18 protein-coding genes are annotated in these 24,956 nt (G+C 43.2%); 10 read left to right on the top strand and 8 right to left on the bottom strand.

Annotated elements, in window-relative coordinates:
• Positions 1 to 37: 37 nt before the first annotated feature.
• Positions 38 to 1,342: a right-handed parallel beta-helix repeat-containing protein gene (locus tag ACSUPM_RS02595; RefSeq protein WP_201616441.1), complete on the bottom strand. Its 1,305-nt coding sequence runs from the start codon at positions 1,340 to 1,342 to the stop codon at positions 38 to 40.
• Positions 1,343 to 1,505: 163 nt separating this feature from the next.
• On the opposite strand from ACSUPM_RS02595, the gene ACSUPM_RS02590 reads away from it, so the two are divergent.
• Positions 1,506 to 1,838 (top strand): hypothetical protein, encoded by a 333-nt coding sequence (locus tag ACSUPM_RS02590; RefSeq protein WP_173239191.1) that lies wholly within the window; start codon positions 1,506 to 1,508, stop codon positions 1,836 to 1,838.
• Between the two features lie 72 nt (positions 1,839 to 1,910).
• Here ACSUPM_RS02590 and hemH read toward each other — a convergent pair whose 3' ends face one another.
• Positions 1,911 to 2,930 carry a ferrochelatase gene (gene hemH, locus ACSUPM_RS02585; protein WP_025650945.1) on the bottom strand — a complete coding sequence of 340 codons (1,020 nt, stop codon included), beginning with the start codon at positions 2,928 to 2,930 and terminating at the stop codon, positions 1,911 to 1,913.
• Between the two features lie 330 nt (positions 2,931 to 3,260).
• On the opposite strand from hemH, the gene metX reads away from it, so the two are divergent.
• The 3 genes from metX (at position 3,261) to ACSUPM_RS02570 (ending at position 6,343) form a co-directional block, all read left to right on the top strand.
• The gene (gene metX, locus ACSUPM_RS02580) at positions 3,261 to 4,733 is read left to right on the top strand and encodes a homoserine O-acetyltransferase MetX (RefSeq protein ID WP_201565955.1); all 1,473 of its coding nucleotides are present in this window, start codon (positions 3,261 to 3,263) and stop codon (positions 4,731 to 4,733) included.
• Entirely contained in the window at positions 4,730 to 5,350 is a 621-nt protein-coding gene (gene metW / locus ACSUPM_RS02575; protein WP_025650943.1) for a methionine biosynthesis protein MetW, read from the top strand. Before metX ends, metW begins: the two co-directional genes overlap by 4 nt.
• Before the next feature lie 411 nt (positions 5,351 to 5,761).
• On the top strand, positions 5,762 to 6,343 hold the full coding sequence (locus ACSUPM_RS02570; RefSeq protein ID WP_101210612.1) for a tetratricopeptide repeat protein: 582 nt from the start codon (positions 5,762 to 5,764) through the stop codon (positions 6,341 to 6,343).
• An 87-nt stretch (positions 6,344 to 6,430) separates the two neighbouring features.
• On the opposite strand, the gene ACSUPM_RS02565 is transcribed toward ACSUPM_RS02570, so the two are convergent.
• Entirely contained in the window at positions 6,431 to 9,619 is a 3,189-nt protein-coding gene (locus ACSUPM_RS02565; RefSeq protein WP_436880152.1) for an Eco57I restriction-modification methylase domain-containing protein, read from the bottom strand.
• 399 nt (positions 9,620 to 10,018) lie between these two features.
• Between ACSUPM_RS02565 and trhO the strand changes: the two genes are divergently transcribed.
• Positions 10,019 to 11,083, top strand: a complete 1,065-nt coding sequence (trhO, locus tag ACSUPM_RS02560) for an oxygen-dependent tRNA uridine(34) hydroxylase TrhO (RefSeq protein WP_436880151.1) — start codon at positions 10,019 to 10,021, stop codon at positions 11,081 to 11,083.
• A gap of 106 nt (positions 11,084 to 11,189) precedes the next feature.
• On the opposite strand, the gene ACSUPM_RS02555 is transcribed toward trhO, so the two are convergent.
• Positions 11,190 to 11,723, bottom strand: coding sequence for a DUF488 domain-containing protein (locus ACSUPM_RS02555; protein WP_101211827.1), 534 nt, complete (start codon positions 11,721 to 11,723; stop codon positions 11,190 to 11,192).
• Positions 11,724 to 12,109: 386 nt separating this feature from the next.
• Complete coding sequence (gene serA / locus ACSUPM_RS02550) at positions 12,110 to 13,336, bottom strand: phosphoglycerate dehydrogenase (RefSeq protein WP_025650938.1); 1,227 nt, start codon at positions 13,334 to 13,336, stop codon at positions 12,110 to 12,112.
• A 490-nt stretch (positions 13,337 to 13,826) separates the two neighbouring features.
• Between serA and ACSUPM_RS02545 the strand changes: the two genes are divergently transcribed.
• Positions 13,827 to 15,275: an FAD-binding oxidoreductase gene (locus ACSUPM_RS02545; protein ID WP_350587746.1), complete on the top strand. Its 1,449-nt coding sequence runs from the start codon at positions 13,827 to 13,829 to the stop codon at positions 15,273 to 15,275.
• 160 nt (positions 15,276 to 15,435) lie between these two features.
• On the opposite strand, the gene ACSUPM_RS02540 is transcribed toward ACSUPM_RS02545, so the two are convergent.
• On the bottom strand, positions 15,436 to 16,065 hold the full coding sequence (locus tag ACSUPM_RS02540; protein ID WP_201565906.1) for a BLUF domain-containing protein: 630 nt from the start codon (positions 16,063 to 16,065) through the stop codon (positions 15,436 to 15,438).
• A 548-nt stretch (positions 16,066 to 16,613) separates the two neighbouring features.
• On the opposite strand from ACSUPM_RS02540, the gene ACSUPM_RS02535 reads away from it, so the two are divergent.
• From ACSUPM_RS02535 to lspA, 4 genes are all read left to right on the top strand, one after another.
• The gene (locus tag ACSUPM_RS02535) at positions 16,614 to 18,251 is read left to right on the top strand and encodes a carbon-nitrogen hydrolase family protein (RefSeq protein ID WP_025650935.1); all 1,638 of its coding nucleotides are present in this window, start codon (positions 16,614 to 16,616) and stop codon (positions 18,249 to 18,251) included.
• Positions 18,252 to 18,561: 310 nt separating this feature from the next.
• A complete protein-coding gene (locus ACSUPM_RS02530; protein ID WP_025650934.1) occupies positions 18,562 to 19,113 on the top strand; it encodes a protein disulfide oxidoreductase in 552 nt (183 codons plus the stop codon).
• A gap of 421 nt (positions 19,114 to 19,534) precedes the next feature.
• On the top strand, positions 19,535 to 22,396 hold the full coding sequence (ileS, locus tag ACSUPM_RS02525; RefSeq protein WP_436880150.1) for an isoleucine--tRNA ligase: 2,862 nt from the start codon (positions 19,535 to 19,537) through the stop codon (positions 22,394 to 22,396).
• The gene (lspA, locus tag ACSUPM_RS02520) at positions 22,389 to 23,027 is read left to right on the top strand and encodes a signal peptidase II (RefSeq protein ID WP_201631546.1); all 639 of its coding nucleotides are present in this window, start codon (positions 22,389 to 22,391) and stop codon (positions 23,025 to 23,027) included. The genes ileS and lspA overlap by 8 nt, the downstream gene beginning before the upstream one ends.
• 304 nt (positions 23,028 to 23,331) lie before the next feature.
• Here the strand turns inward: lspA and ACSUPM_RS02515 are convergent, their stop codons facing one another.
• A complete protein-coding gene (locus ACSUPM_RS02515) occupies positions 23,332 to 24,129 on the bottom strand; it encodes a hypothetical protein (RefSeq protein WP_352286747.1) in 798 nt (265 codons plus the stop codon).
• 12 nt (positions 24,130 to 24,141) lie between these two features.
• On the bottom strand, positions 24,142 to 24,936 hold the full coding sequence (locus tag ACSUPM_RS02510) for a hypothetical protein (protein WP_352286750.1): 795 nt from the start codon (positions 24,934 to 24,936) through the stop codon (positions 24,142 to 24,144).
• Between the last annotated feature and the right edge of the window lie 20 nt (positions 24,937 to 24,956).

Raw genomic sequence — 24,956 nt, 5'->3', positions numbered from 1 at the left:
AGCGATGATGCTTATCTAATGTGAATCACAATGACGGCTACTCAATATGAGTAGCCGTTTTGCTTGCTGGTCTAATATCAATAGCCTGCTCGATAGATTTATCGATAAAGGTATTATTGTCAATCCGCGTATCTTTGACTGCGCCTGCTGCGCTGTCTTCCCGAATCTCAGAACCAACAATAATAGGTAAGCGGACGTTTGCTGCAAACTTATTGCCCTTAATCAGCGTGCCGTCATCCTCTACGATAATGCCTTGCTCTACCTGCTCAAAACGGTTATTGATAATCTGATTGTCTTTAGCACTGTCCAAATGATAGCTGGCAAATGGCGTTTGCTTCACTAAATAAGCGCCGCATTCAAAACCTTTTAGATTGCGCGACTGCCTTGACGCTACCCAAACACCGACTGGCTCATCTTCAAAGGTATTGTTAACGATAATATTGTCACGGCTCGACTCAGTACGCTTAAAGTGATTGCTCCGCGCCGGATCGTCGGCATGCTCAAAACAATTGCGATAGAGCAATATACTGCCTGCGCCATTATGAATAAATTGATTGTTTTCGATACGATTGTTGCTCGACGAATCAATGGCAATCGCCTCACGATTGGGTTTAAAGGTACGAAAGCCATTACCGACGAAGACAGAGTTTTTAATCACGTTATCACGACTACCAAACTCTAAATAGAGCCCAACGGTGCCTGCGTTGTGGATATGCACTGTATCAAAAGTAATGTCATGCGCATGATCTCCGACGAACATGCCGCTATTAATACTATTGCGACTACTGACATTAATGACGCGGATATTGCTTGGCGCAAGGGTGCGGTTGTCAGCAGGGTTGGTAAAGCCGCGCGCGTAACGCTGATTGGGGTTGCTATATTGGCGAATGTGCAGCGCATGACCATAGCCATCCACATGACAATTGGCCACAGCTATATTATCGATAGCTCTATCTGTTTTCGGCTTAATAGTAATGGCGCTGGCCTTTGATGAATCATCAGCCATAGTACTAAGCCGTGCGCCCCGACAGTCGAGTGAACTGTTTGACTCATTGAGCTCAAAGCGTAGCGACTTGCCTGTCAAATCACAGCTGTTACTGAGTGCGCTATGACCTTTTATCACCACCGTCTGCTTGGGTGTTAATTGTGTGCAATCAATCACCGTCGTAGCGGTCGGGAGTTTGCTATCAATCACCAGCGGCTGTTGTACCTTAACCTTTTCTCTAGTGCTATCAGCATTAACGAAAGGCAGTCGTTCGCAAGCCGTCAGACCTACCGTGGTACTGAGCAACGAGGCTGTTATTAACGAGAATGTGATTAAACCCTTCTTACTGGCGACCATTAAGCACCTCTTATTTATGATTCATCTTACATTTTTTGAACATCCTGTCACACCTTACTACTATCAGTCGTCATCATAACGCGTCACACTCATTGTTATAAACAAAATCAACCATAACCATTTATAACCATCAATAATAACCATTAATAACAAGGAAACCCTTATGGACCATTCAAAAACGCCGTTACCAGAAGAGATGGATCATATCCAAGGTGATACCGACATCAATGATAACAGCCAAGAAGTTGATTTAGACAATCCCATGCTACATACCATCGATAATGATGATGTCATTGATAATAGCGCGGGCTTTGACAATTCGGAAGTCGGCACAGATGCAACGCAAGGATTGACGCCCATGCATCGTCAAAATATCGATGAATCGCGCGTCGATGAAGTATTGGTTCAAGACAATTTAGATGACAGTGATTATCCAGATGCGATGGATATCGCTGATAGAGAAGCCGCTGAACGTAGTAACGATGATGATTTTTAGGATAACTGTTTAGACAAAAAAATACCGAACACGATGTTCGGTATTTTTTTATGGTTTAATAAATACAATCGTTTAAGCCCAACCATCCAAAGTGCCTGCCCAACCTTTGACCAATGGCGCACTAATAGCTTCTAACAAATCTATGTGCGCCTCATCGGCATTCAGCGCTGGAATATAGTGATACTCTTGCCCGCCAGCATGAAGAAAGTTCTCACGGTTCTCAATCGCCAATTCTTCCAACGTTTCTAGACAATCCGCTGAGAACGCTGGACTGAGAATTTGTACTGACTTTACACCTGATTTAGCCCATTCATCGAGTATGACGTCGGTATAAGGCTTAACCCACTCTTGCTTACCAAAGCGTGACTGAAAACTAATAATCCATTCGTCATCTTTTAGACCAAGCTCGTGCGCGACTTGCGCTGCGGTACATTTACAACGTCTAGGATAAGGGTCGCCTTTATCCATATACGGCTGCGGAATACCGTGGAAGCTAAACATCAGCTTGTCAGGTTTGCCATGTACCGCTTGAAAGCGGCGAATACTATCCGCTAATGCTTTTATATATAAAGGATGCGCAAAGTAGTCTTTAACGATCGTAATATTAGGCAAGTTACGCTGCTTTAACGACCATTTAGTAATGGCATCGTACACTGCACCCGTTGAAGTCGCTGAATACTGTGGAAATACGGGTAACATCACAAAGTGGTCAACGCCTTCGCTACGCAGTTTGTCCATCACATCGGGCAAACCTGGATTGCCATAGCTCATTGCAGAATGGACAGAAACACGAAATGGTGCAGCCTGCTCAGCCAAACGCGTATCTAACATCGCCACTTGTTGGTTCAGGATATTGCGCATTGGCGAGTCACCATCCCAAATACTGGCATAAGCTTCTGCCACCCGTTTAGGACGGCTTGGCAACACAAACAGATTTAGGATAATCGCCCACAGGAATTTTGGGATTTCAATCACCCGTGGGTCTGATAAGAATTGTTTGAGGTAGCGACGTACCGCAGGCGCTGTCGGCTCATCAGGCGTACCAAGGTTGACCAATAAAACGGCAATACGTGGGGGCAATTTAGGTTTCATAGAGTATTATTTATTATTAGGTTAATTAAAGAAGAATATGAGGTAAAAGATTATTAAGTCATTATTGAATGACTGCGTTATGAGTGTAGCATTTTATAGATCGATAGCGCGTGGTAAAAGCACACTAATACAATTTGATACGCACTGGATGGTCACTGCGCTCGAAAGACTCAACTCGAAGGTTGTGCTCATCCGCGCATCGCCATACAATAGGCAAGCATATTGCCATCCTATTTTTTTATTGATAATTGATAATTGTCGTCTTGCGAGGTAGCTTTGAACGCACGTCCTGATAGTACCAGTGACCACCCCCCAAAAGATCACGCTCATGTGGATAGCTCAGTCGATACCGTTGGCTCAGTTGGAATCGTCACACCACAGAACTTCCATTTTGCCGAACCCTTGACCTTGGAGTGCAACCGCACCCTGCCCTCATTTGACTTAATGGTAGAGACTTATGGCACTCTTAATAGCGACAAATCAAATGCCATATTAATCTGTCATGCCTTGTCCGGCAGCCATCACGCAGCAGGTTTGCACAGTGCCGATGATAAAAAGGCCGGCTGGTGGGACAATATGATTGGCCCCAATAAAGCCATCGATACCAACCGCTTTTATGTGGTATGCCTCAATAATATTGGCAGCTGTTTTGGCTCTACTGGTCCAACGACGATTAATCCTGACAGTGTCAATGCAAAACAAGCAGATAACACTAGCGAAGCAGAGGTCTATGGCCCTGACTTTCCGTTGGTTACCATCAAAGACTGGGTAAAAACCCAAGCCATGCTCTCAGATCGCTTGGGCATTGACGTCTGGCATGCCATCATCGGTGGCTCAATGGGCGGTATGCAAGCACTACAATGGTCGGTCGACTATCCAAATCGTTTAAAACGCTGCGTGGTCATTGCCAGTACGCCCAAACTCTCTGCCCAGAATATTGCCTTTAATGAAGTCGCACGTCAGTCCATATTGTCTGACCCCGACTTTAAGGATGGACGCTATTTACAAGCTGGCACCTACCCTCGTCGCGGACTGATCCTCGCACGTATGGTTGGTCATATCACCTATTTGACCGATGATGCGATGAAGGCTAAATTTGGTCGTGATTTAAAATCTGGCAAATTTATGTATGGCTATGATGTCGAGTTTCAGGTTGAAAGCTATCTTCGCTATCAAGGCGAACGCTTTAGCGAAAATTTCGATGCCAATACTTATTTGCTGATGACCAAAGCCTTGGATTATTTTGATCCAACGCGTGGCTATCTGTCAGGGCAGTCATCAACCCAGTCAACAGCACCATCAGTAGACTCTACAAATCCGTCGGAGTCTGGATCGCTACTTGACGACTCAATCGCGGCGTCTGTCGAAACGACTAAAAATGCGACCAAACAAGCGGCACAGCATGCGCTTGAAGCTACCTTAGCAACTGATAATTTAGCAACTGGCGATGAAACTGACAGCGAAACTCAAACTGACACTGAAAACGATCGTCAGCAAGAATTAGCGGCGCTCAAAGCGGCCTTTGCCCACACTCAGTGTCAGTACTTAGTGGTGTCGTTTACCACCGACTGGCGCTTTGCTCCTGAGCGCTCACAAGAGATTGTCGATGCGTTGATGGCGACTGGCAAACCTGTCAACTATATCAATGTCGATGCGCCACATGGTCATGACTCTTTCTTATTTGATATTCCCCGTTATATGGGCGCCGTTAGAGGATTTTTGACCGCGCCATTTATCACGGACAACCATGCTAAAAACCGCCAGACGAAAAACAGTCGTCAGCAAACAGGAGTGCGCTCATGAGAATGGATCATCAACTGGCCGAGCGCTGGATTGCCCCGCAGTCACATGTGCTGGACTTAGGCTGTGGCAATGGTGAGCTGCTTGCACACTTGCAGCAACATCGCGGCGTCACTGGCTATGGGCTTGAGATTGACGAAGAAAAAATCAATGATGGTATCGCCAAAGGTTTGTCTATCATTGAACAAGACCTGAATGACGGCCTTGCGCGCTTCGCTGATAATAGCTTCGATACCGTGGTCATGGCACGTGCCCTGCAAGCGGTGAAAGCGCCTGATGTGCTCTTGCTCGATATGCTGCGAGTTGCCCGCGAAGCAGTCATCACCTTCCCTAACTTTGCCCATTGGCAAAACCGACTTCATCTAGGGCTTAAAGGCATGATGCCCGTTTCAGAAGCGCTGCCTTATGAATGGTATAACACGCCAAATATTCATCTATGTACCTTTAAAGACTTTGAGCAGCTTTGTGCCAAGTATGACATCCATATCATCAACCGCTTTGCCGTTAGTGATTCGGAAAAAGGTCACACACCGCTCATGAAAGCCTTGATACGCCAAGCGCCAAATCTGCTGGCAGACGTCGCTATTTACCGTGTGACCAAACAAAAACCAGCACAATAATACCTACAACAATAAGGGTTTACGCCCCTTTGAAATTATCTAAAAATAGCCATTACGCACGTTTTTAGACCTTAATACATTGTTAACTCTTTATTATCTCTTAGTAACTCTATGATTTTATTAAGGACACTAAGGTAGTGATGAGGATTAAATCGTGTAATTAGTATTTGAGTTTCGTAAGTTTGGGTGTTAAGCTAGCGAAATAGTGTCAGTCACACCTCTATTTTAACCGTTTATCGGTCCGACTAAAGGTAACGGCTATACTCAACAACTATTTAAATTGCTAATAATTAGGTAAGTTCATATCGCAAGATTTCACCTAATTGTTATCACCGTCTAACTGTCTTTAGCGAGACAATGTTTAGCGGTACAACTCTTTTTGCTTATTAACTGCCTAATTTTGGAGCTGCTATGAAATTATTAAAAGCTGCGTTATTTACTGCCTTGTTTTCTTGTGCCGGCCTTGCCAACGCTGAGTTAATATCAAACGTGCCACTTGATACCTCACGTTTTGAGCTAATGCCTGTCAGTGAATTGTCTAATCGTGCTGCACAAGGCAACGATCACGCTCAGTTTTACTTAGCCAAACGTTTGCAAAAAGGTGAAGGGATTGCCCAAAACACTCAGCAAGCGATCCAGTGGTATACCAAAGCGGCTCAACAAGGTGTTGCCCCTGCTCAGTTGAATCTTGCCATCATGTACTTGCGCGGTGAAGGTGTCCAACCAAACCTACAACAAGCTCGTGTTTGGCTAGAAAAAGCGGCAATGCGCGGCGATAACCGTGCCAGCTATACGCTTGCCTTGCTAGATGAAAAGCAAAAGAACCTAGTTGATGCTTATAAATGGTACGATTTGGCTGCCCGTGACGGCATGCTTGATGAAAAAGTACGTAACAAAGCACGCGGTAAAATCGGTCAGTTGGCATTGAACTTATCAAGCTCAGACATCGCTAGCGCTCGTAGTAAAGCCGATACTTGGTTTCAGAGCAAGTAAATCTAGCAACATACAGCTTTAGTTTGAAAATAAAAATCCAGCCTTTGAGCTGGATTTTTTGTGTTTAGAGAATGATAAATGCTGACATTAACTGGCTTCGATAATGGCAATCTCAGCATCGGTTAAGTCATATAGCTTATAGACCATTTGATCTATCTCACGGTCGGTACGTTCAATTTCTGCTATCAATTGCTTTGCTTTAGTCTGTTCGGCTAAAAAATACTCTTCCCATTCCGCTTCATCACCCAAGCTCATTTTAATTTTCTTTTTTGCCAGCTCTTTGACGAACTCTGAATACGTTAGTTCATGCCAGTTTTCTAGCTTTTTACTCAGCTTGTCGATATCAAATTTTCGTTGCAAGGTGCGAATAAATTTACCTGTTAAGTCTTCCATTTGTAGTGTTAACTTAGATACCAATAACCCTTTATTCATTACTTCATCATCTTTTGGACTAATAATTGGAATAGCTGATATATTTTTCGCATTATATCTATAATAACCACCCAGTTTTTTTGGGCAAATTTGGTTGAGGTAAAATGAAATTAACTTTGAATTTAGTATTGATAATAGAGTCATTATTGAAATATTAGAGGAATCAGTTGGAATTAAAGCAGGCGTGTTAGCACCATTAAATGCTGTATTTGCACCCAACAAGCCAACTGTAAAATTAGTATCTACACCTTTTAGTATGAGTTTCTCGGGTGTAATATAATTGAAATTTCCAGCACGAAGATGTCTGTAAAAATTTTCTTCAAAAGCATATTTCTTACGACTATCCTTTCTTTCCATCAGATCATCTTTGAACTCAAGCAAATAATTGTAGCAATTAGGGAAAAGCTGGATAAAATCATTCATTTCAATTAATTTAGAATCTCCATTTTCATTATAATAGGGATATATAATTGATGCTGTAGGTTCTGTATTAGAATATTTAGAGACTTCCTGACCACGATAAGCATATGGATAGATAATCTCAGTTTCCAACTTATATCTCTCGATAATTTCCTGATTTACCACAAAAGCTGCATCCATTCCTGTTAGACAGCCGATATAGGCAGGAGCAAATCTTTCAAGAAGTTCATAATGTATGTTTTTGTCTTCTAGACTTTCTATTAAATCAAATGCAGAAAACTGCCATGCTTTTGATGATAGCTTATCAAATGTATAGTCTGTGGACGGACTATTTTTAACTCCAAAGAAGTTCAAATCTTTTTTATGTATCACCTTCTTATATTGAAAAAAATCATTTTCTTTGTTATTAAGAAAGAATATAGCTGGATACGTTTCTACATCTTCAAAAACAGGAAGAGAGCCAAAATCTATTATTTCGGAAAACTTATTTTCAGATAAAATTTTTCGAATATTTTCACCATAGTCTGTTTGCATCCATTGAGATGATGATATATAACCTGCAACTCCCTTATTGTTAATTAATTTAAAAACCTTTTCAAAAAATAATATCGACAAATCTAACTTACCCTTTGGACTTTGATATTTTTGGAAATAATAATCTACTAAATTATTTTCAATATTCTGCACCCTTACATAAGGTGGGTTACCAATCACCACATCGAAACCACCCTTTGCAAAGACTTGTGGAAACGCTGCTTGCCAATTAAAGGCTTTATCACCTGCGACTGCGGGATCATCAATCAGTGAATTACCACATTTGATATTATTATTGAGGTTATTCAACTTACGTCGCGGCTGCGCTGTGCGTAACCATAGTGACAGCTTGGCAATATCGACGCTTTCTTCATTGATATCGACCCCGAACAAGTTGTTTTCTAAAATACTGTTTTCGATATCAGGGTAAGCCAGACCACTACCAAACAATTTCGTCTCTAGCTCAACGATATACTCATGCTCAGCGATTAAGAAGTTTAGCGCCTCATTTAAGAACGCCCCACTGCCTACCGCAGGGTCACAAATCGTGATTTGTAATAGCCAGTCTCGATACGCATTTAATCTATCTAGAGCTACCTTTTCTTCTTCGATTCTCTTATCTGTTTTTTTTCGTTTTTTACCGCTTTTATTAATAGTAATATCTTGCTCATAATCTTCGTCATTCAATGCTAACGCTAACTTTTTGTCTTCACAAAGCTTGCCGACTGTGTTTTCGACGATATATTTGGTGATGTACTTTGGCGTGTAAAACACGCCATCTTTTTTGCGCTTGGTTTGCGATTTATCTACCACCTCACCTGTCAGCTGCGCCTTTACCTCATCAAGCTCTGATAATGAGTTTTCAAAGATATGACCTAAGATATTGACGTCTACCTCACTGTCAAAGTCGTATTCGGAGAGTATCTTGATATGGGTCTGTAGAATATCATCGCTGATGATGACGCTGTCCAGCAGCTCGTCAGTGCTGAACAGTCCACCGTTATAGGCGAATATCTCGCTATACTCATCTTTATGACCTTTATCCAAATAACCAAAGTACGCTTTGACCCTATCGTACAAAGGCACAGTCATTTTTAGCGATTTCCACTTCTCCCATTCGCTGATGATTCCCTTTGCAAAGTTGGCAGGCAACAGATGACTGTCCTCAGCGAAGAAAATAAACAGTAGCCGATCGAGTAATTTTTGTGACTTTTGAAATAATACTAAATTGTCTACGCTTGGGTTATTGGTGGTCAAATCATTGAATAATTCACGTTTAAACACCGAGTAATCTTTATAAAGCTGCTTAGTTATCGCTTCTTCTTGAGACAATGATGCCGACTTGAGCTTGGCAGGCAAATCGTTCATGATGCTGTCGCGATTGAGCAATAAATACAGTAATGCAAAGTCCTCTTGAGCCAAAGTGAATAGATTGAACTCTATAAACTCAACCGCATTATCGATATACAAACGTAGCTTTTGAAAGTTAGAGGTGATGACATAGCGGCACTTAGGTTGATTGTTTTTATAGCCAAAAGCTTGCTGCTCAATTTTGCTAAGGTCAGTGGTATTCATACCTTTTAGCTCAATCACGCCAATAGCATGACCGTCTTTGAGTATCGCGCCATCAGCCTTTTTACTGCCCGTTTGGTTTTTGAATTCTGTCGTTATATCATAGTCAGGATTGGGATTTAGCGTGTAACCAAAGACATCGACGAATAAGTCACGCAAAAAGCCTTCTTGATACTGCTCTTCTTTACTTAGGCGGATGTTGTCTTGCTTTGATAAGTTTAAAAAACAATGGCTAAAAGTCTGCCATGCTGTCTCTAACTGAGTGTTATCAAGTTCGCTGACATACTTTTCGATGACGATAGATTGGAACAGAGACATATGAGCGCCTTTACAATGAAATAAATAGAACAAAATGATAAGCAAACATCTACTATAGCAAGCTCTACTCATCGGATAAATGCCTAAAGACTATTATCGCTTCAATAAGAGTCTTTAATGAGTGATGCCTGTATTTAACGATGCTATCAGCTATTAAATTATTCAAAATCTACGCTAAATTTGCTACACTACGCCCGCATTAGCCAATTCCACAATTGCGCTAGTGTTATATCTCATTCTAAACCAACCAAGTCTATTTCAAATGAATGCGATATAAGGAAGCCGAGCACAGATTGTACCCAAAGTACATCAAGCGAGGATGACACAATAGCGTGTTTATTTGAACCAGACTGCTAACCCAATGCACTAGGTTTGCGACCTAGCCAGCAGGAGAAAAATATGAGTACCATTCAAAATAGCAATGCTGATACCAATCTGACCGATAGTAAGTCAGCCCCAGCCTACGATAGCGTCACCAATAATATCGTCGTTGCCGCTCTTTATAAGTTCACGCGCTTCGCTGACTTTGAGCAATATCGTGAGCCGATTTTAAATACCATGATTGAGAATGAGGTCAAAGGTACTTTGTTAATCGCTGCTGAAGGCATTAATGGCACGATTTCTGGTAGCCGCCAAGGTATCGATAATGTCCTAGATTATTTGCGTGGCATCGAAGCGATTGGCAGCTTTACTTTTAAAGAATCTTACACCGATACCCAGCCTTTTTATCGCACTAAGGTAAAGCTAAAAAAAGAAATCGTGACGATGGGCGTGGAGAATATCGATCCATTGCAGTCGGTCGGTCGTTATGTAAAACCAAGCGAATGGAATGCGCTTATCTCAGACCCTGAGGTTATTTTGATTGATACGCGTAACGATTACGAAGTGCAAATCGGTACCTTTCAAAATGCCGTCAACCCAAATACCGAAACCTTCCGCGAGTTCCCAGAGTACGTCGCAAAAGAGCTTGACCCCGCTAAGCATAAAAAAGTTGCGATGTTCTGTACCGGTGGTATCCGCTGTGAGAAGTCTACAGCCTATTTGCGCGAGCAAGGCTTTGAAGAGGTATATCATCTAGAAGGCGGCATCCTAAAATATCTCGAAGAAGTGCCTGCCAGCGACTCTATGTGGCAAGGCGACTGCTTCGTCTTTGACAATCGGGTTTCGGTCAATCATAACTTAGAAAAAGGCAGCTATGAGCAATGCTTCGCTTGTCGTATGCCCATTACTCAAGATGACATGCAAAGTGCGGCTTATATCAAAGGCGAATCTTGCCCGCATTGTATCGATAAAGCCACTGACGAGCAAAAAGCACGATTCCGTGAGCGCGAGCATCAAATGCAGCTGGCGAAAAAGCGCGGCGAAGCTCATATTGGTAGCGATGTGATGGACGTTATAGAAAAGCGTAAGGCGGCAAAGATTGAAGCGCGAAAGCAGCAAGAAAACGCTAAATCTAAACAATAGAAATCAGCAAACACTTAACGACACTAGCGTCTATTAGAAATGCGGATTTATTGAAAATGAGGGTTAAAAGAAGGGACCAACAGCGTATCTTCTTTTAACCCTTTTTTTATACCGCTGGATAAACCACTTGGTCTTGACTATTTAGCTCAGCTCCTGGTGTCGGTTTGGCAAGATCTAAGCGACCAACGCCCATGATATGATCCACCCTATGGCCTCTCAGAAGTAAATAATCGGTAATGATACGCCGATGGCAACGCCACCATACTGCTTCAGAACACATCAGGGTCAGACGCTGTTTTTTTCCCAGTTGCATGAGTTGGTCGAGAGCGGCTTGAAAAGTATCACTCAACGCATAATCTGCATAGTTATGAAAAGCTTGCACGCGCCATAAATCATTTATCTGCTCATCGACCTGCCTTTGTTTTGGACGTCGCCCGCCAAGGTCGGTGCAGTGCTGATAACTGATACCAACTTGACTGAGCGCTTGTGGAAAAGTATCGATATTAAAAACAGGATTGGTACGAGAACGAGGAAAGCTGCGCACATCGATGAGCAATTCGATATCAGCCGCTTGAAGCATCTCAATCAGCTCATCAAGACTACGGGTCGAATGTCCAATCGTATAAAATGTGGTGGTCATAAGTTAAGCCGTTATCGTATTGTCACATTGTGGTTTTAAGTTTTATGGTTGTCGTCTTATTTTGCATGGCTTTATTTTGTATGGTTTTATTTTGCATGCTCTTGTCTTAAATGGTTTTGTCTTAAATGGTTCAATGGTTTTGCTCATTCAATATTAACCAGTCTCAACCTGCTCACTCATTAGGACTTTTGTAGGACAATCGTGGTCGAAGGTCGCTAACGCAGTAAAATCAAACAAAGCAATCTAGACCCTATACTTATAACGATACCCAACATAAAAAAATAGCAGACAACCACCAAGGTCATCTGCTATTTCGCTTAACTTACTTTAAGACGTGTTTTTATACCATCAGTATACCGTCAGTCTGAAACGTTATGAGTAATCTATTAGAACAAAATACGGACGCGAATGGTTTCTTCAACGTCTTTTAGCTGATCCAGCGCCGCGCTTGAGTCGTTGTAATCTACGTCCATGACCAAATAACCAACATCGCCTTCGGTCATTAAGCTCTGTGCCAAGATATTGATGTGCGCCTCAGCGAACAGACGGTTAATCTGTGAGAGGACGCCAGGTACGTTTTTGTGGATATGTAACAGACGATGTGAGCCTTCTTTAAACGGAATAGAGACTTCTGGGAAGTTCACTGCCGTGAGGGTATCACCTTGATCTGAATATCGAACGAATTTTTCTGCGACTTCTAGACCGATGTTGGCTTGTGCTTCTTGCGTTGAGCCGCCGATATGTGGCGTCAAAATCACGTTATCGAATTTACGTAGCGGTGATTCAAACTCTTGGTCAGCAGATTTTGGCTCCTTTGGGAATACGTCAATCGCCGCGCCCAAGATTTTGCCAGATTCTAATACCGCTGCTAGATCATCAATCTCGACACAAGTACCCCGTGCGGCATTGATAAAGTAGCTACCGTCTTTCATATGCGCAAATTGCTCAGCTTTCATCATATAGCGGGTGCTTGGCACATCAGGAACATGCAAGGTCACGATATCAGCGGTCGACAGTAATTCTTCTAAGCTGCCGACTTGTACGGCGTTACCCAATGGCAATTTGGTCACCACGTCATGATAAATGACCTTCATACCGAAACTTTCTGCTAACACAGACAACTGTGAGCCGATAGAGCCATAGCCGACGATACCCATGGTCTTGCCGCGTACTTCATGCGAGTTGGTCGCAGACTTGCCCCAGCCGCCGCGATGTACGGTGGCATTTTTTTCAGGAATGCCGCGATACAGCATGATGGTTTCGGCCAATACCAACTCAGCCACCGAACGAGTATTCGAATACGGCGCGTTAAAGACGGGAATACCCAGTTCACGAGCCGCTTCCAAGTCTACTTGGTTGGTACCGATACAGAAGCAACCAATACCAATCAGCTTGTGCGCATGCTCCAGTACTTCACGCGTCAGTTGGGTGCGTGAGCGAATACCGATGAAGTGAGCGTCTTTGATCTTTTCGATCAGCTCTTCTTTATCTAACGCATGACTGATATTCTCGATGTTTTGATAACCAGCATCTGTCAATATTTTTAAGGCATTGTCGTGTAGACCTTCAAGCAATAAAAAGCGGATTTTGTCTTTTTGTAGTGATAACGCCATATGAGAACTGTCCTATAATTGTCTTATAAAATTATCTGAAGGATAATCTATAGTCGAAGCAGTTTAAAGTGGGTACAAGGCAACCGAGCGCAAATAGTACAACTTAGTACATTTAGAGAGGTTAACGCCGTAACCATTTACAAGTGCTTTGACTATACGATGGATGAAACGAAAACAGTCCGGATATCTTACACAAAATTCGACGTCGATGTTAGCAGATTAGATGAATTATTGGATATCAAGCCTGAAAACTTTTTATGCTATAGTGAACTATTATGTTCAATGTTTATTAAACTGTCTTTTTAACTATTTATGCCATGTATGCGCGCGCAAATATTTCATTATATAATAAGCATATTCATGAATACTAAAAACCACATTCGCGACCTTCTTATTATATAAACACAGTTATAGCCGCTTCGTTATATCCATTTAGCGATATAATAATCCCCTTTATGCATAGCGCCTACGTTCATACCGAGATTTGACCATGACCTCTTTATCTAGCCAGCCTACACCTGACACCAATGACAATACCAACGCCGTGCAGACTATTTTACGCACACTGCTTGATAGCCATCAATTTGACGCCAGCCAAATCAAGACCGATAGCGAAAGCCTAGAACATTGGGGCAAAGACTGGACCAAGCATTTCGCGCCTGCCGCCTCGGCCATTGTCTTTCCAAAAACCACTGAGCAAGTGCAAGCCATCGTCTTGCTTGCCAATGAGCACAATGTTGTCTTGACGCCAAGTGGCGGTCGCACCGGTCTGTCTGCTGGCGCGGTCGCGGCCAATGGTGAGATTGTGGTCAGTATGGATAAGATGAACCAAATCGGCAAATTCTATCCTGCTGATCGCTTAGTCGAGATTGAAGCGGGCGTGGTGACTGAGCAATTGCAACAATTCGCCGAATCTAACGACCTCTACTACCCTGTCGACTTTGCTTCGGCTGGCTCTAGCCAAATGGGCGGTAATATCGGCACCAATGCGGGCGGTATCAAGGTAATTCGTTATGGCATGACTCGTCAATGGATTATGGGCCTGACTGTCGTCACTGGTAAAGGTGATATCTTGCAGCTCAATCGCGGCATGGTGAAAAATGCCACCGGTTATGACTTGCGCCAGTTGTTTATCGGTAGCGAAGGCACGCTTGGTTTAGTGACTCATGCGCAAATCAAGCTTGAGCGTCAGCCGCAAGACTTAAACGTCATGGTACTTGGCATGGACAGCTTTAACGACGTCATGAATGTGCTATCAGCCTTTCAAGCAAAGATCGATTTGACCGCGTTTGAGTTCTTTGATGATGTGGCCATTGATAAGCTGATGGCGCACGGCCAAGTACAAGAGCCGTTTGAGTCACGTACCAAGTTTTATACGCTACTCGAGTTTGAAGCGCCGTATGAGCCTATCATGGATAAAGCCATGGCAATATTTGAGCATTGTATGGAACAAGGTTGGGTCGTCGATGGGGTGATGAGTCAGAGTCTGGCGCAGGCGGAAGAGCTGTGGAAGCTGCGCGAATATATCTCGGAGACCATCTCAGTATTTACCCCTTATAAAAACGATGTCTCGGTACTGATAAGCTACGTACCTGAGTTTATCGCTGATATTGATCACATCGTCAGCAGCAACTACCCTGACTTTGAAGTGTGTTGGTTCGGTCATATCGGTGACGGTAACTTGCATCTGAATATCTTAAAGCCAGAAAATATGAGCAAAGATGACTTCTTTGCAGAATGTCAAATCGTTAATAAACACGTATTTGAGACGGTACGAAAATACGGCGGTTCAGTCTCTGCTGAACATGGCGTTGGCATGACCAAAAAGCCTTATCTGCACTATAGCCGCAGCGAAACTGAGATTAATTACTTACGCGAAGTCAAAAAAGTATTTGATCCAAACAACATCATGAACCGTGGGAAGATTTTTGATATGTGATTAGGGTCTGTTGATTGATGGTTTAGCAGGAAGTAAACCATTTTTATGGTATAAAAAAGACGCTAGACTGAAAAGTTTAGCGTCTTTTTTGCTCTTAAGCTGGCAATGCATCACTTGTATAAAAGATTAAAAGCGTAAAAGTAGTTAATCTATAAGATGTTTATGATAAATAAAGCAGTACCAATGCGACCATCAACAATAGACTCAAACAACCTTGGACGATTAAAAACGCTTGGTGCGGCGCCGCGATATGGCGAAACATATTGCCCAAGGCATTGTAAGTAATACCGGCGGCTTTTATATGTGGCGGCGTATCAAAGGTTTTGATAATTTGTAAAAACTGCTCGGTGCGCTCAGAAGTCCAGCCATGCGGGGTAAACGGTAAAAAAGGAGACAACTGCGCGGCTTGTTTCTTGGTCGCTGGTGACCATAACCAACGCTCCAAAAACAACAAGCGCATGCGCCAATCAACAAAGCTGCGCTGATTGATGACTCGCAATAGCAATACTTCAATATTCTTGTGACGGCTATCCGCAAAAATGCGTTTTTGCAGGTCGAATACCTCAGATTTCTTGCCTTCGATACATTGTAAAAAATGACCATTGCCATAACATAAAGTACCAGTGATACCATGCTGCTCATTATGATCGCGAGCATGACCTTCTACTTCATCGAATATTGAGGCTTTTAGCCGTGCACTGAGGGTAATACTGCTGACATACACCAATTGTATCAGTGCGGAATCTTCTACGGTTTCTAATGTGTCGACCGTGCGCGTTAAGGGCGTCATAAAATAATCCTAAAAAGCCGCCCATAGGCCGCAAAACAAAACAAGAAAAACAAAGACTACGTCCAAGCTCATTCCAAACTCATTCTAAGCTAAGCAGAGATAGCGACTCACAAAAACGTAGCAAATATTTACTACGTGGGACTGTCATTGATCCGCTACCTTGGTATGATGATTATCGAAATCAGCAGTAATAAGCCAAACTGGGACTAGCCAGAAATAATAAGAGATGTGACAGAACTTGGGCACTAGTAGAACAGAGGTAGTTTATTCAAGTACGATTGATACAGCTACTAATGAGGTCAGTATTCTTGAATAGAGACGCTTGCAAACCTACGAAAAACCCTTATCAAAATCTTTGATATGAGATGTGGTCTTTATAACTCATTGTAAATAAAAAGATAAATTATTGTAACGATTATATAAGTCGATTGGAATATTTTTATCGCCTTTGTTACACAAAAGTTTTTAGTTCTACTGATAACTATGGCTATTACCGCGCATACAGCGTTAACTTTACGACATTTATTGACAGCGAAGACAGGAACCTTATGAGTAAAATCGAAAAAATAGACGACTTTCACCTCACGATTGCTGAGATTAAGAAAAAAGATTATCCGCAGTTAAAAGCCTTGATGGATCGCGTGTATGTGAACTTGGGCGGTGCATGGTCGAAGACTACTATTCATACTTTGATTGATGCGTTTCCAGAGGGACAGATTGCCCTATTTGACCACGATCAATTGATTGGTATCGTGCTATCGATGCGCGTTGATTATGCCAAGTTCTCTAACCCGCATACCTATGATGACCTGATTGGGCACAAAGAAATCATTAGAGACAATCCAAAAGGCGATGCTATTTATGGCTTGGATGCTCTAATTGACCCTGAATATCGTGGCTACCGTTTGGGTCGTCGTCTTTATGATGCGCGTAAAGAGCTGTGCCGCCAGTTAAACTTCCGAGCCATCTTGGCCGGTGGTCGCATTCCTAATTATCATAACCACAAAGACCTGACCCCTGGCGAATATATCGATGCGGTCGAGTCACGTGAAATCCACGACTCTGCCCTATCTTTCCAATTATCCAACGGTTTTATTGTTAAACGTATTTTGACGGCCTATTTGCCAGATGATGCTCAGTCTAAAGGTTTTGCGACGCTACTTGAATGGGCCAACATTTATTATGAGCCGCAAGACTATAAGCCAAACACCCGTAAATCAGAGGTGCGTATCGGTGGTATTCAGTGGCAAATGCGTGAGGTTGAATCGCCTGAGGAGCTGCTACAACAAGTGGAGTTCTTCGTTGATATTATGGCGGATTACAACTCAGACTTTGCTTGCTTACCAGAGTTTTTTAACGCGCCATTGATGGGTCTGTGTGAATCCACGGATCAAAACGTGGCCATTCGCTTTTTAGCCGGTTATACCGAATGGTTCAAAAACGAAGTCTCGCATCTGGCAGTCAGCTATAACGTCAATGTAATCACCGGCTCTATGCCATTATTGGACGAAGACGATACACTATACAATGTCAGTTATCTCTGCCGCCGCGATGGGACGGTTGAAGAGCAGCGCAAGATTCATATTACCCCGCATGAACGTAGCGCATGGGTCATCGAAGGTGGCGACGAGGTCAAAGTATTCGATACCGATGCGGGTCGTATTGGGATTTTAGTCTGCTATGACATTGAGTTCCCTGAGCTTGCACGCTTGTTGGCGCTTGACGATATGGATATTTTGTTCGTGCCTTTTTGGACAGATACCAAAAACGGCTATTTGCGGGTGCGTCACTGCGCCCAAGCACGAGCCATTGAAAACGAGTGTTATGTGATGATATGCGGCTCAGTGGGTAATTTACCGCAAGTTGAAAGCTTAGACATTCAATACGCACAGTCCTCTATTTTTTCACCCTCTGATTTTGCTTTTCCGCATGATGCGATTATGGCAGAAACGACAGCCAATACCGAAATGGTCTTCTTCTCAGATGTGAATTTGGATAAGCTCACTCATGTCCGTAACGAAGGCTCGGTGCATAACTTGCTTGATCGCCGTGATGACTTATTTAGCTTAAAATGGAAGAAAAAAGCCAAAATTCCAGCGAGTAAATTAACCGACGAAGAGCGTCGTGAAAATTCAGGTAGCGTCCTCATCGGTGATCCATTACAAAATCGCGCGCAAAAGCCTTAGGCGATTCGTATAAAAAAACCCTCTAACAAAATACTTTAATAAACGGCTGACTATTCAGCCGTTTATTTTTATCTATCGCTGGTTCAAGATAATTTAGATGTAAGGAAGGCGAATGAAAGTACTATATAGTCAAGGAATTTTAGAATCGCTACAAGGCGACCGACCGCAGATAGTACATTGAGTACCTCTAGGGCGGGTAACACCGTAGCGGTTTAAAAGTGCTCTGACTATATATAGTAGACTGAGCGAGCCTGACAGCGTATCTAATTTATAGGGGATTGACTATGCCAAAGCAAAAAAAGCAGACACTATGACGACTGATAGCCAAAAGATAATTGAGACACCTAAAAAGACGTCGAAGCAAAGAACGTTGTCGATAGTTAAGACCATACTGTTATATGGCTTGATATTTGCGGTGATTTATAGCGCAGTCAATTGGTGGCGACAACCGGTCATGCCAGCCAATCCGCAACTGCAATTGACCGACTATCAAGGTCAAAGCATTGACTTAGCAGCGCTGAGTGAGGATAAACCGGCCCTGATATACTTTTGGGGGACTTGGTGCCCGATTTGTCGTGTGACCTCACCGACGATAGACAAGCTTGCAGCGGCAAATAATTATCCAGTGGTTACCATTGCGATTAAGTCTGGCTCAGATCAAGAGCTGCACCGCTACCTTAATGAAAATAGTTACCGCTTTACCACGGTCAACGATCAAGCAGGTGAGATATTTGCCGATTGGCAAGGACAAGTCACGCCTTCTTATGTGGTTCTAAAAGATGGCGAGATGACGCAAGGGCTGACCGGTATTCAACCACTCTGGTCGCTTAGATTGCGCTTGTGGTTGTCAGAAGTTTTTTAGCGCTTAGCCAGTTAGGTATAATCTAATAAATAGACAATCAAACTTGCCAGACCTATGCTTTAATGGACAAAGTATTTATGCTGACATCAATGATTGGTTTTAGTTAAAAACAGGACGATACTGGTCAGCTCTTTTTACCCTACCCATTTTGTCATATAATAGCTGCCGTTATCATATTCACTTTTCTAATTATTCTGTTAAAAATATTTTTTGTTGCAATCGTCTCATTAGCATTTATGATGGACGTAACTATTTATAAGCAACACGTTATAAGCTATATCTTTTAAGCAACACGTTATAAGCAACGTTTTCTAAGCAAAAGGCTAGCATCGATTATCAAATATTTGACCCCATATTATATTTAACCTTAAGCCTGAATTTCAAACGCAACCTCTAACCCTCATTTTAAAAGACGCCTTCTATGACTGATAAAAGCACTGATACACCAAGCCAAGATTATAAAGACACGCTAAACCTTGCCGACACGCCTTTTGCGATGCGTGCAAACCTTGCCAAACGCGAGCCAGATTGGCTGGCTGCATGGGAAGCGGATGATGTGTACGGCAAAATTCGTCAGGCGCGTACAGGTGCGACCAAATACATTTTGCATGATGGCCCTCCATACGCCAACGGTCAGATTCACTTAGGTCATGCGGTCAATAAAGTGCTCAAAGACATTATCGTAAAGTCAAAAACCTTATCAGGCTTTGATGCACCTTATGTGCCCGGTTGGGATTGTCATGGTCTGCCTATCGAGCAAAAGGTCGAAGCCAAGGTCGGCAAAGTCGGTCAAAAAGTCTCTGCGACTGAATTCCGTGGTCTGTGCCGCGAATATGCAAGCACGCAGATTGAGCTACAGAAGGCAGACTTCAAGCGTCTGGGTGTGTTTGGTGATTGGGACAATCCTTATCTGACGATGAACTTCCATCAAGAAGCCAACATCGTACGCGCTCTTGCCAAAATTTATGACAACGGTCATGTGACTCGCGGTATGAAGCCGGTCAATTGGTGCTTAGACTGTAGCTCCGCCCTAGCTGAAGCCGAAGTTGAATATCAGGACAAAGTCTCAGATGCTATCTACGTTAGCTTTGATGTGCTCGATACCGAAAAAGTTGCCGCATTGAGCGAAATCGATGGTAATATCGCAGCCGTTATTTGGACGACGACGCCTTGGACGCTACCTGCCAACCAAGCCATCGCCGTACATCCCGAGCATGACTATAGTGTGGTGGCGACCGAAAAAGGCAACTTCCTACTAGCGACTGATTTGGTTGAAAGCGCACTGACTGCGTTTAAGCTCAGCAATGAAGGCGTATTAGCGACTGTATCCGGACGCGAGCTGGAAGGTCTACGCGCCCAGCATCCATTGATTGAAGATCGTCAAGTGCCATTAATTTTAGGCGATCACGTGACTACAGATAGCGGTACGGGCCTTGTCCATACCGCACCGGGTCACGGTCTTGACGATTATATCGTTGGTCTCAAATATGACTTGCCAGTTGAAAACCCAGTGAGCGGTACGGGCGTCTATTTAGACAGCGCGGCGGTATTTGCGGGCGAGCATATCTACAAAGCCAATCCAAAAATCATCGCCGCCCTACATGACAACGGCCATCTCGTTAGCCATACCAAGATTGAGCACAGCTATCCGCATTGCTGGCGTCATAAGTCCCCGATTATCTTCCGTGCCACGCCGCAGTGGTTTATCAATATGGAGAAAGAAGGCTTACGTGAGCGTGCACTTGCAGATATCCCAGCCGTCAACTGGACGCCAGCATGGGGTCAAAACCGTATTGAATCGATGATGACGGGTCGCCCAGATTGGTGTATTTCACGCCAGCGTACTTGGGGCGTACCGATTGCCTTTTTCACTCATAAAGAAACGGGCGAGCTGCATCCAAATACGCTTGAGCTGATGGAAGTCGCCGCAAAAAATATCGATGCTGGCGGCGTTGAAGCTTGGTTTGATGCCAGCTGTGAAGATTACTTAGGTACAGAAGCGGCTGATTATGATAAATCTACCGACACCTTAGACGTTTGGTTTGACTCGGGTACGACGCATTTTGCCGTCCTTGAGCAACGCGATGAATTGACCAATCCCGCTGATCTATACTTAGAAGGCTCTGACCAGCATCGTGGTTGGTTCCAGACGTCACTGCTTACCTCTGAAGCGATGTACGAGCGCCCACCGTTCAAGCAAGTATTGACCCATGGTTTTGTGGTCGATGAAAACGGCCGCAAGATGAGTAAATCACTGGGCAATATCATCACGCCGCAAGAAGAGATCAATAAAACAGGCGCAGACATGCTGCGTTTGTGGATTGCGTCGAGCGATTATCGTTATGAGATGAGCGCGGGCAAAACGGTCTTTAAAGGCGCAATCGATATGTATCGCCGTATTCGTAACACCTTGCGCTTTTTACTTGCCAATACCGATGATTTCGATCCGATGACCAACAGCATTGATATCAATGAGCTGGTCAGCCTTGATAAATTCATCATTGAGCGTACGCAAATCGTGCAAGCACAAATCATCGACGCCTATGATGCGATGGACTTCCACCAAGTTACGCAACATATTGCCGCGTTTTGTTCACAAGACTTGGGCAGCTTCTACTTAGATATCATCAAAGACCGTCAGTACACGACCCAAACTGATGGACAGCCACGTCGTTCTGCGCAAACGGCTATTTATCATATTGCCCAAGCATTGATTCGCTGGATTACGCCGATTTTGTCATTTACCGCCCAAGAAGCGTGGGAGGTATTGCAAGGTAAAAATGGCAATGAAGCAGGTTATGTGTTTACCGAAGAATGGTATACCTTCCCAGAGTTTGAGCTAAGTGCCATCAGTACCGATGATTGGCAACGTATCATGCAGGCAAAAGATATCGTTAATAAACATATCGAAACGGCGCGCGGTGAAAAAATCATCAATGCCAACTTATCTGCTGACGTTGATTTATATGCCGATGGGGCGATGCATGAAAGCTTAGCCAAGCTTGGCGAAGAGCTGCGTTTTGTATTGATTACCAGCAACGCAACCTTAAAGCCGATGAGTGATGCTCCTGCTGCTACTAAGAATGACGCCACAGAGCAAGCCGAAAATAGCACCAAAGAAGCGGCAGACTTAATAGTCAATATTAATGCTGCGACTGGCACTAAATGTGTACGCTGCTGGCATATCCGTAATGATATTGGTACCGATAGCGCGCACCCTGAACTATGCGCGCGTTGTGCAACCAACGTCAGCGGTGACGGAGAGGTGCGCCACTATGCCTAACTTAACGCCTAATCCCACGGACTTACCAGAAGATAAGCAACCGCCTACTGACGTCGATAATTCGCCTAAACCTGCGCATGCAACAACAGGGAACTCAACGACGCCCAGAAATCGTTTGAACAAAACGCCAAAAATGATGGCTAATGGCAGTCGTGCCTTTGTGTGGTATTTGCTGTCGCTGGTCGTGCTTATCATCGATCAAGGCACGAAGTGGCTGGCTGAAACCAACCTGACTTTCCATGAGCCAGTGCCAGTAATTGAACCCTTCCTCAATTGGACGTTGGCTTATAATTACGGTGCGGCTTTTAGCTTTTTGGCCGATGCTGGCGGTTGGCAAAAGTGGTTTTTTTCCGGATTGGCATTATTAATGTCGTTATTCTTGATTGGTTATTTGGTTAAAGCGCCGCGAAAAGCCAAGCTGCTCTCTGTCGGACTGGCCTTAGTATTGGGCGGTGCGCTGGGCAATTTAATCGATCGCTTGCTACATGGTCACGTCATCGACTTTATCCATGTGCATTATGCCGACGTTTGGCACTATCCAATTTTTAATGTTGCCGATATGGGTATTTGCATCGGCGTGGTGCTGATTGTCATTGATATGCTGTTTTTGGAAAAAAAGCGTGCGGTTTAGCGCTTATAATCGTGGCTAGTTTTTAGATTTAAAAGGTGGGTTTACGAATACGTAACCTACCTTTTCTTTTGCCTGTTATTTTTGATAAGTTAAGGTGTCGGAGCTGATCCTGCTATACGCTATTATCTTACCTAAGAAAGGCTATTCGACTAAAGCGCTGCTGGAATTTCTGACCGGCGACACTTCCAGCAGCTGAGTCTCATCAGCCTCTCTTAGATAAGGATAACCACTACTATCAGGGCTAGCGGTAAGATTATGTGCTTGCGGATAGACGTCGTGATTAAGTTTTATTATATATAAAAATTTAATGATGCACCCAAATACCAGCCTCACCCACAAAGTAAGTATGCGTGTCTTCGACTTCAATGTTGTAAACAGTCATGGTCAATGGACCTTCGCCCTCATTCCAATCAATAGTATCTGGATCTCTCCACTCACCTTGACGAAAGCCAAAGAACTCAGCATGCTCACGTTCGCCTTCAGGCGTTTGTTCTAATAGGCGTTGCTCCCATTCTGAGTCAGCTTGCCACAATTTATTTATCCATGATGGTGCTGGATCTGTGTAAAGTTCATACCTTCCTGTTAATAAATTAACGTATGATCCTTTGAGTTCGCCTGTTTCATCACCAAAGCTTACCTGATAAGCATATCCTTCTTTATTTGCATGATACATAGGTGTTATGCCTTCAGATCTATAGTCATACCCACCTCCACTATCAGTTGTAAAATAAGTATTATCCTTAGTCACCAAGATATCTTGAGTGTTCAATTTATCTGCTCTCACCCAACCTCTATTTTGTGTCCAAAAGGGATGATCTGCTGTCATTAATAGAGGCTCAGGCAATATCTGTTGTTTCTTTAACTTACGTCTTAGATTAACTCTATCTGCCAAATTTAATTGTGGATTTACATAAGTATTAAAATACATTATGAAGATTGATGCATCGTTATTTGTCGTCCGAGCTATCCTCTTGTAAACCAGATCACCCAATCCATCGGCAGGTTTAGATAATACTTTATCACCGACCTTTAGTTGTTCTATGGTCACTAGTCCTGTTTCTGTATGTACCAGTGTGCCAGTGGTGAAACCTGATTTATCCATAATATTAACTCGCTAAGATGATTTGATATTAGGCATGCTGTCATATACCCATAGACCTTGGTCGCAAACAAAGTAAGTATGAGTATCTGCTACCTCAATATTATATACAGTAGTAGTCACCGGTCCTTCACCTTCTGCCCAGTCGATACCTGCATCGTCTTGCCAAAAGCCAGTACGGAAATTATAAAACTCAGCACTATCTCTCAACTCTACTGGGGTTTGCTCTAATAAGCGTTGTTTCCAGTCCGAATCTTTCACGAAAAGCTTTTCAAATACTGGGGCATAACTTCCAAAATATAAAGTACGCCCTGTTTCTAAGTCAATAAATCGTCCATTGTTTGATTGATCATAAAAATTAGGAATAAAACCAACCGCATTTCTATCAGTTTTAAATACAACTTCAATTCCCCCTTCTTCACTACCTCCTTCAAAGAATGCAGATTCATTATTTTCTAAAACTGTAGTGTTACCCCTACCCAACTCTGCAGCAGTTTTCCATCCTATACCTCTCACCCAAAACGGATGGTTTGCGCTGCATATTAAATCCAAATAAAGGTCATGATTAGTTAGTTGCTCAAATGGTAAATCGTCTACAGATTCAGGTGTAAAAGTAGCAAAAAACACAGGTGTATTTTCGGTGACTATAGTACGAAGTACGGGGTTATAAACCAGATCACCTAAGCCATCAGCAGGTTTGGATAATACTTTATCTCCAATTTTTAATTGCTCTATCGGCACTAGTCCTTTATTAGTATGTACTAACGTGCCAGCAGTGAAACCTGATTTATTCATGATTATTTTATCCATATTCGCATCTTAGTTTTTAT

The sequence above is a fragment of the Psychrobacter okhotskensis genome (genome assembly GCF_965638355.1).
Lineage (GTDB): Bacteria > Pseudomonadota > Gammaproteobacteria > Pseudomonadales > Moraxellaceae > Psychrobacter > Psychrobacter okhotskensis.
The sequence above is the reverse complement of the archived record's forward strand: the minus strand, read 5'-3'. Positions and strand labels throughout refer to the sequence as shown.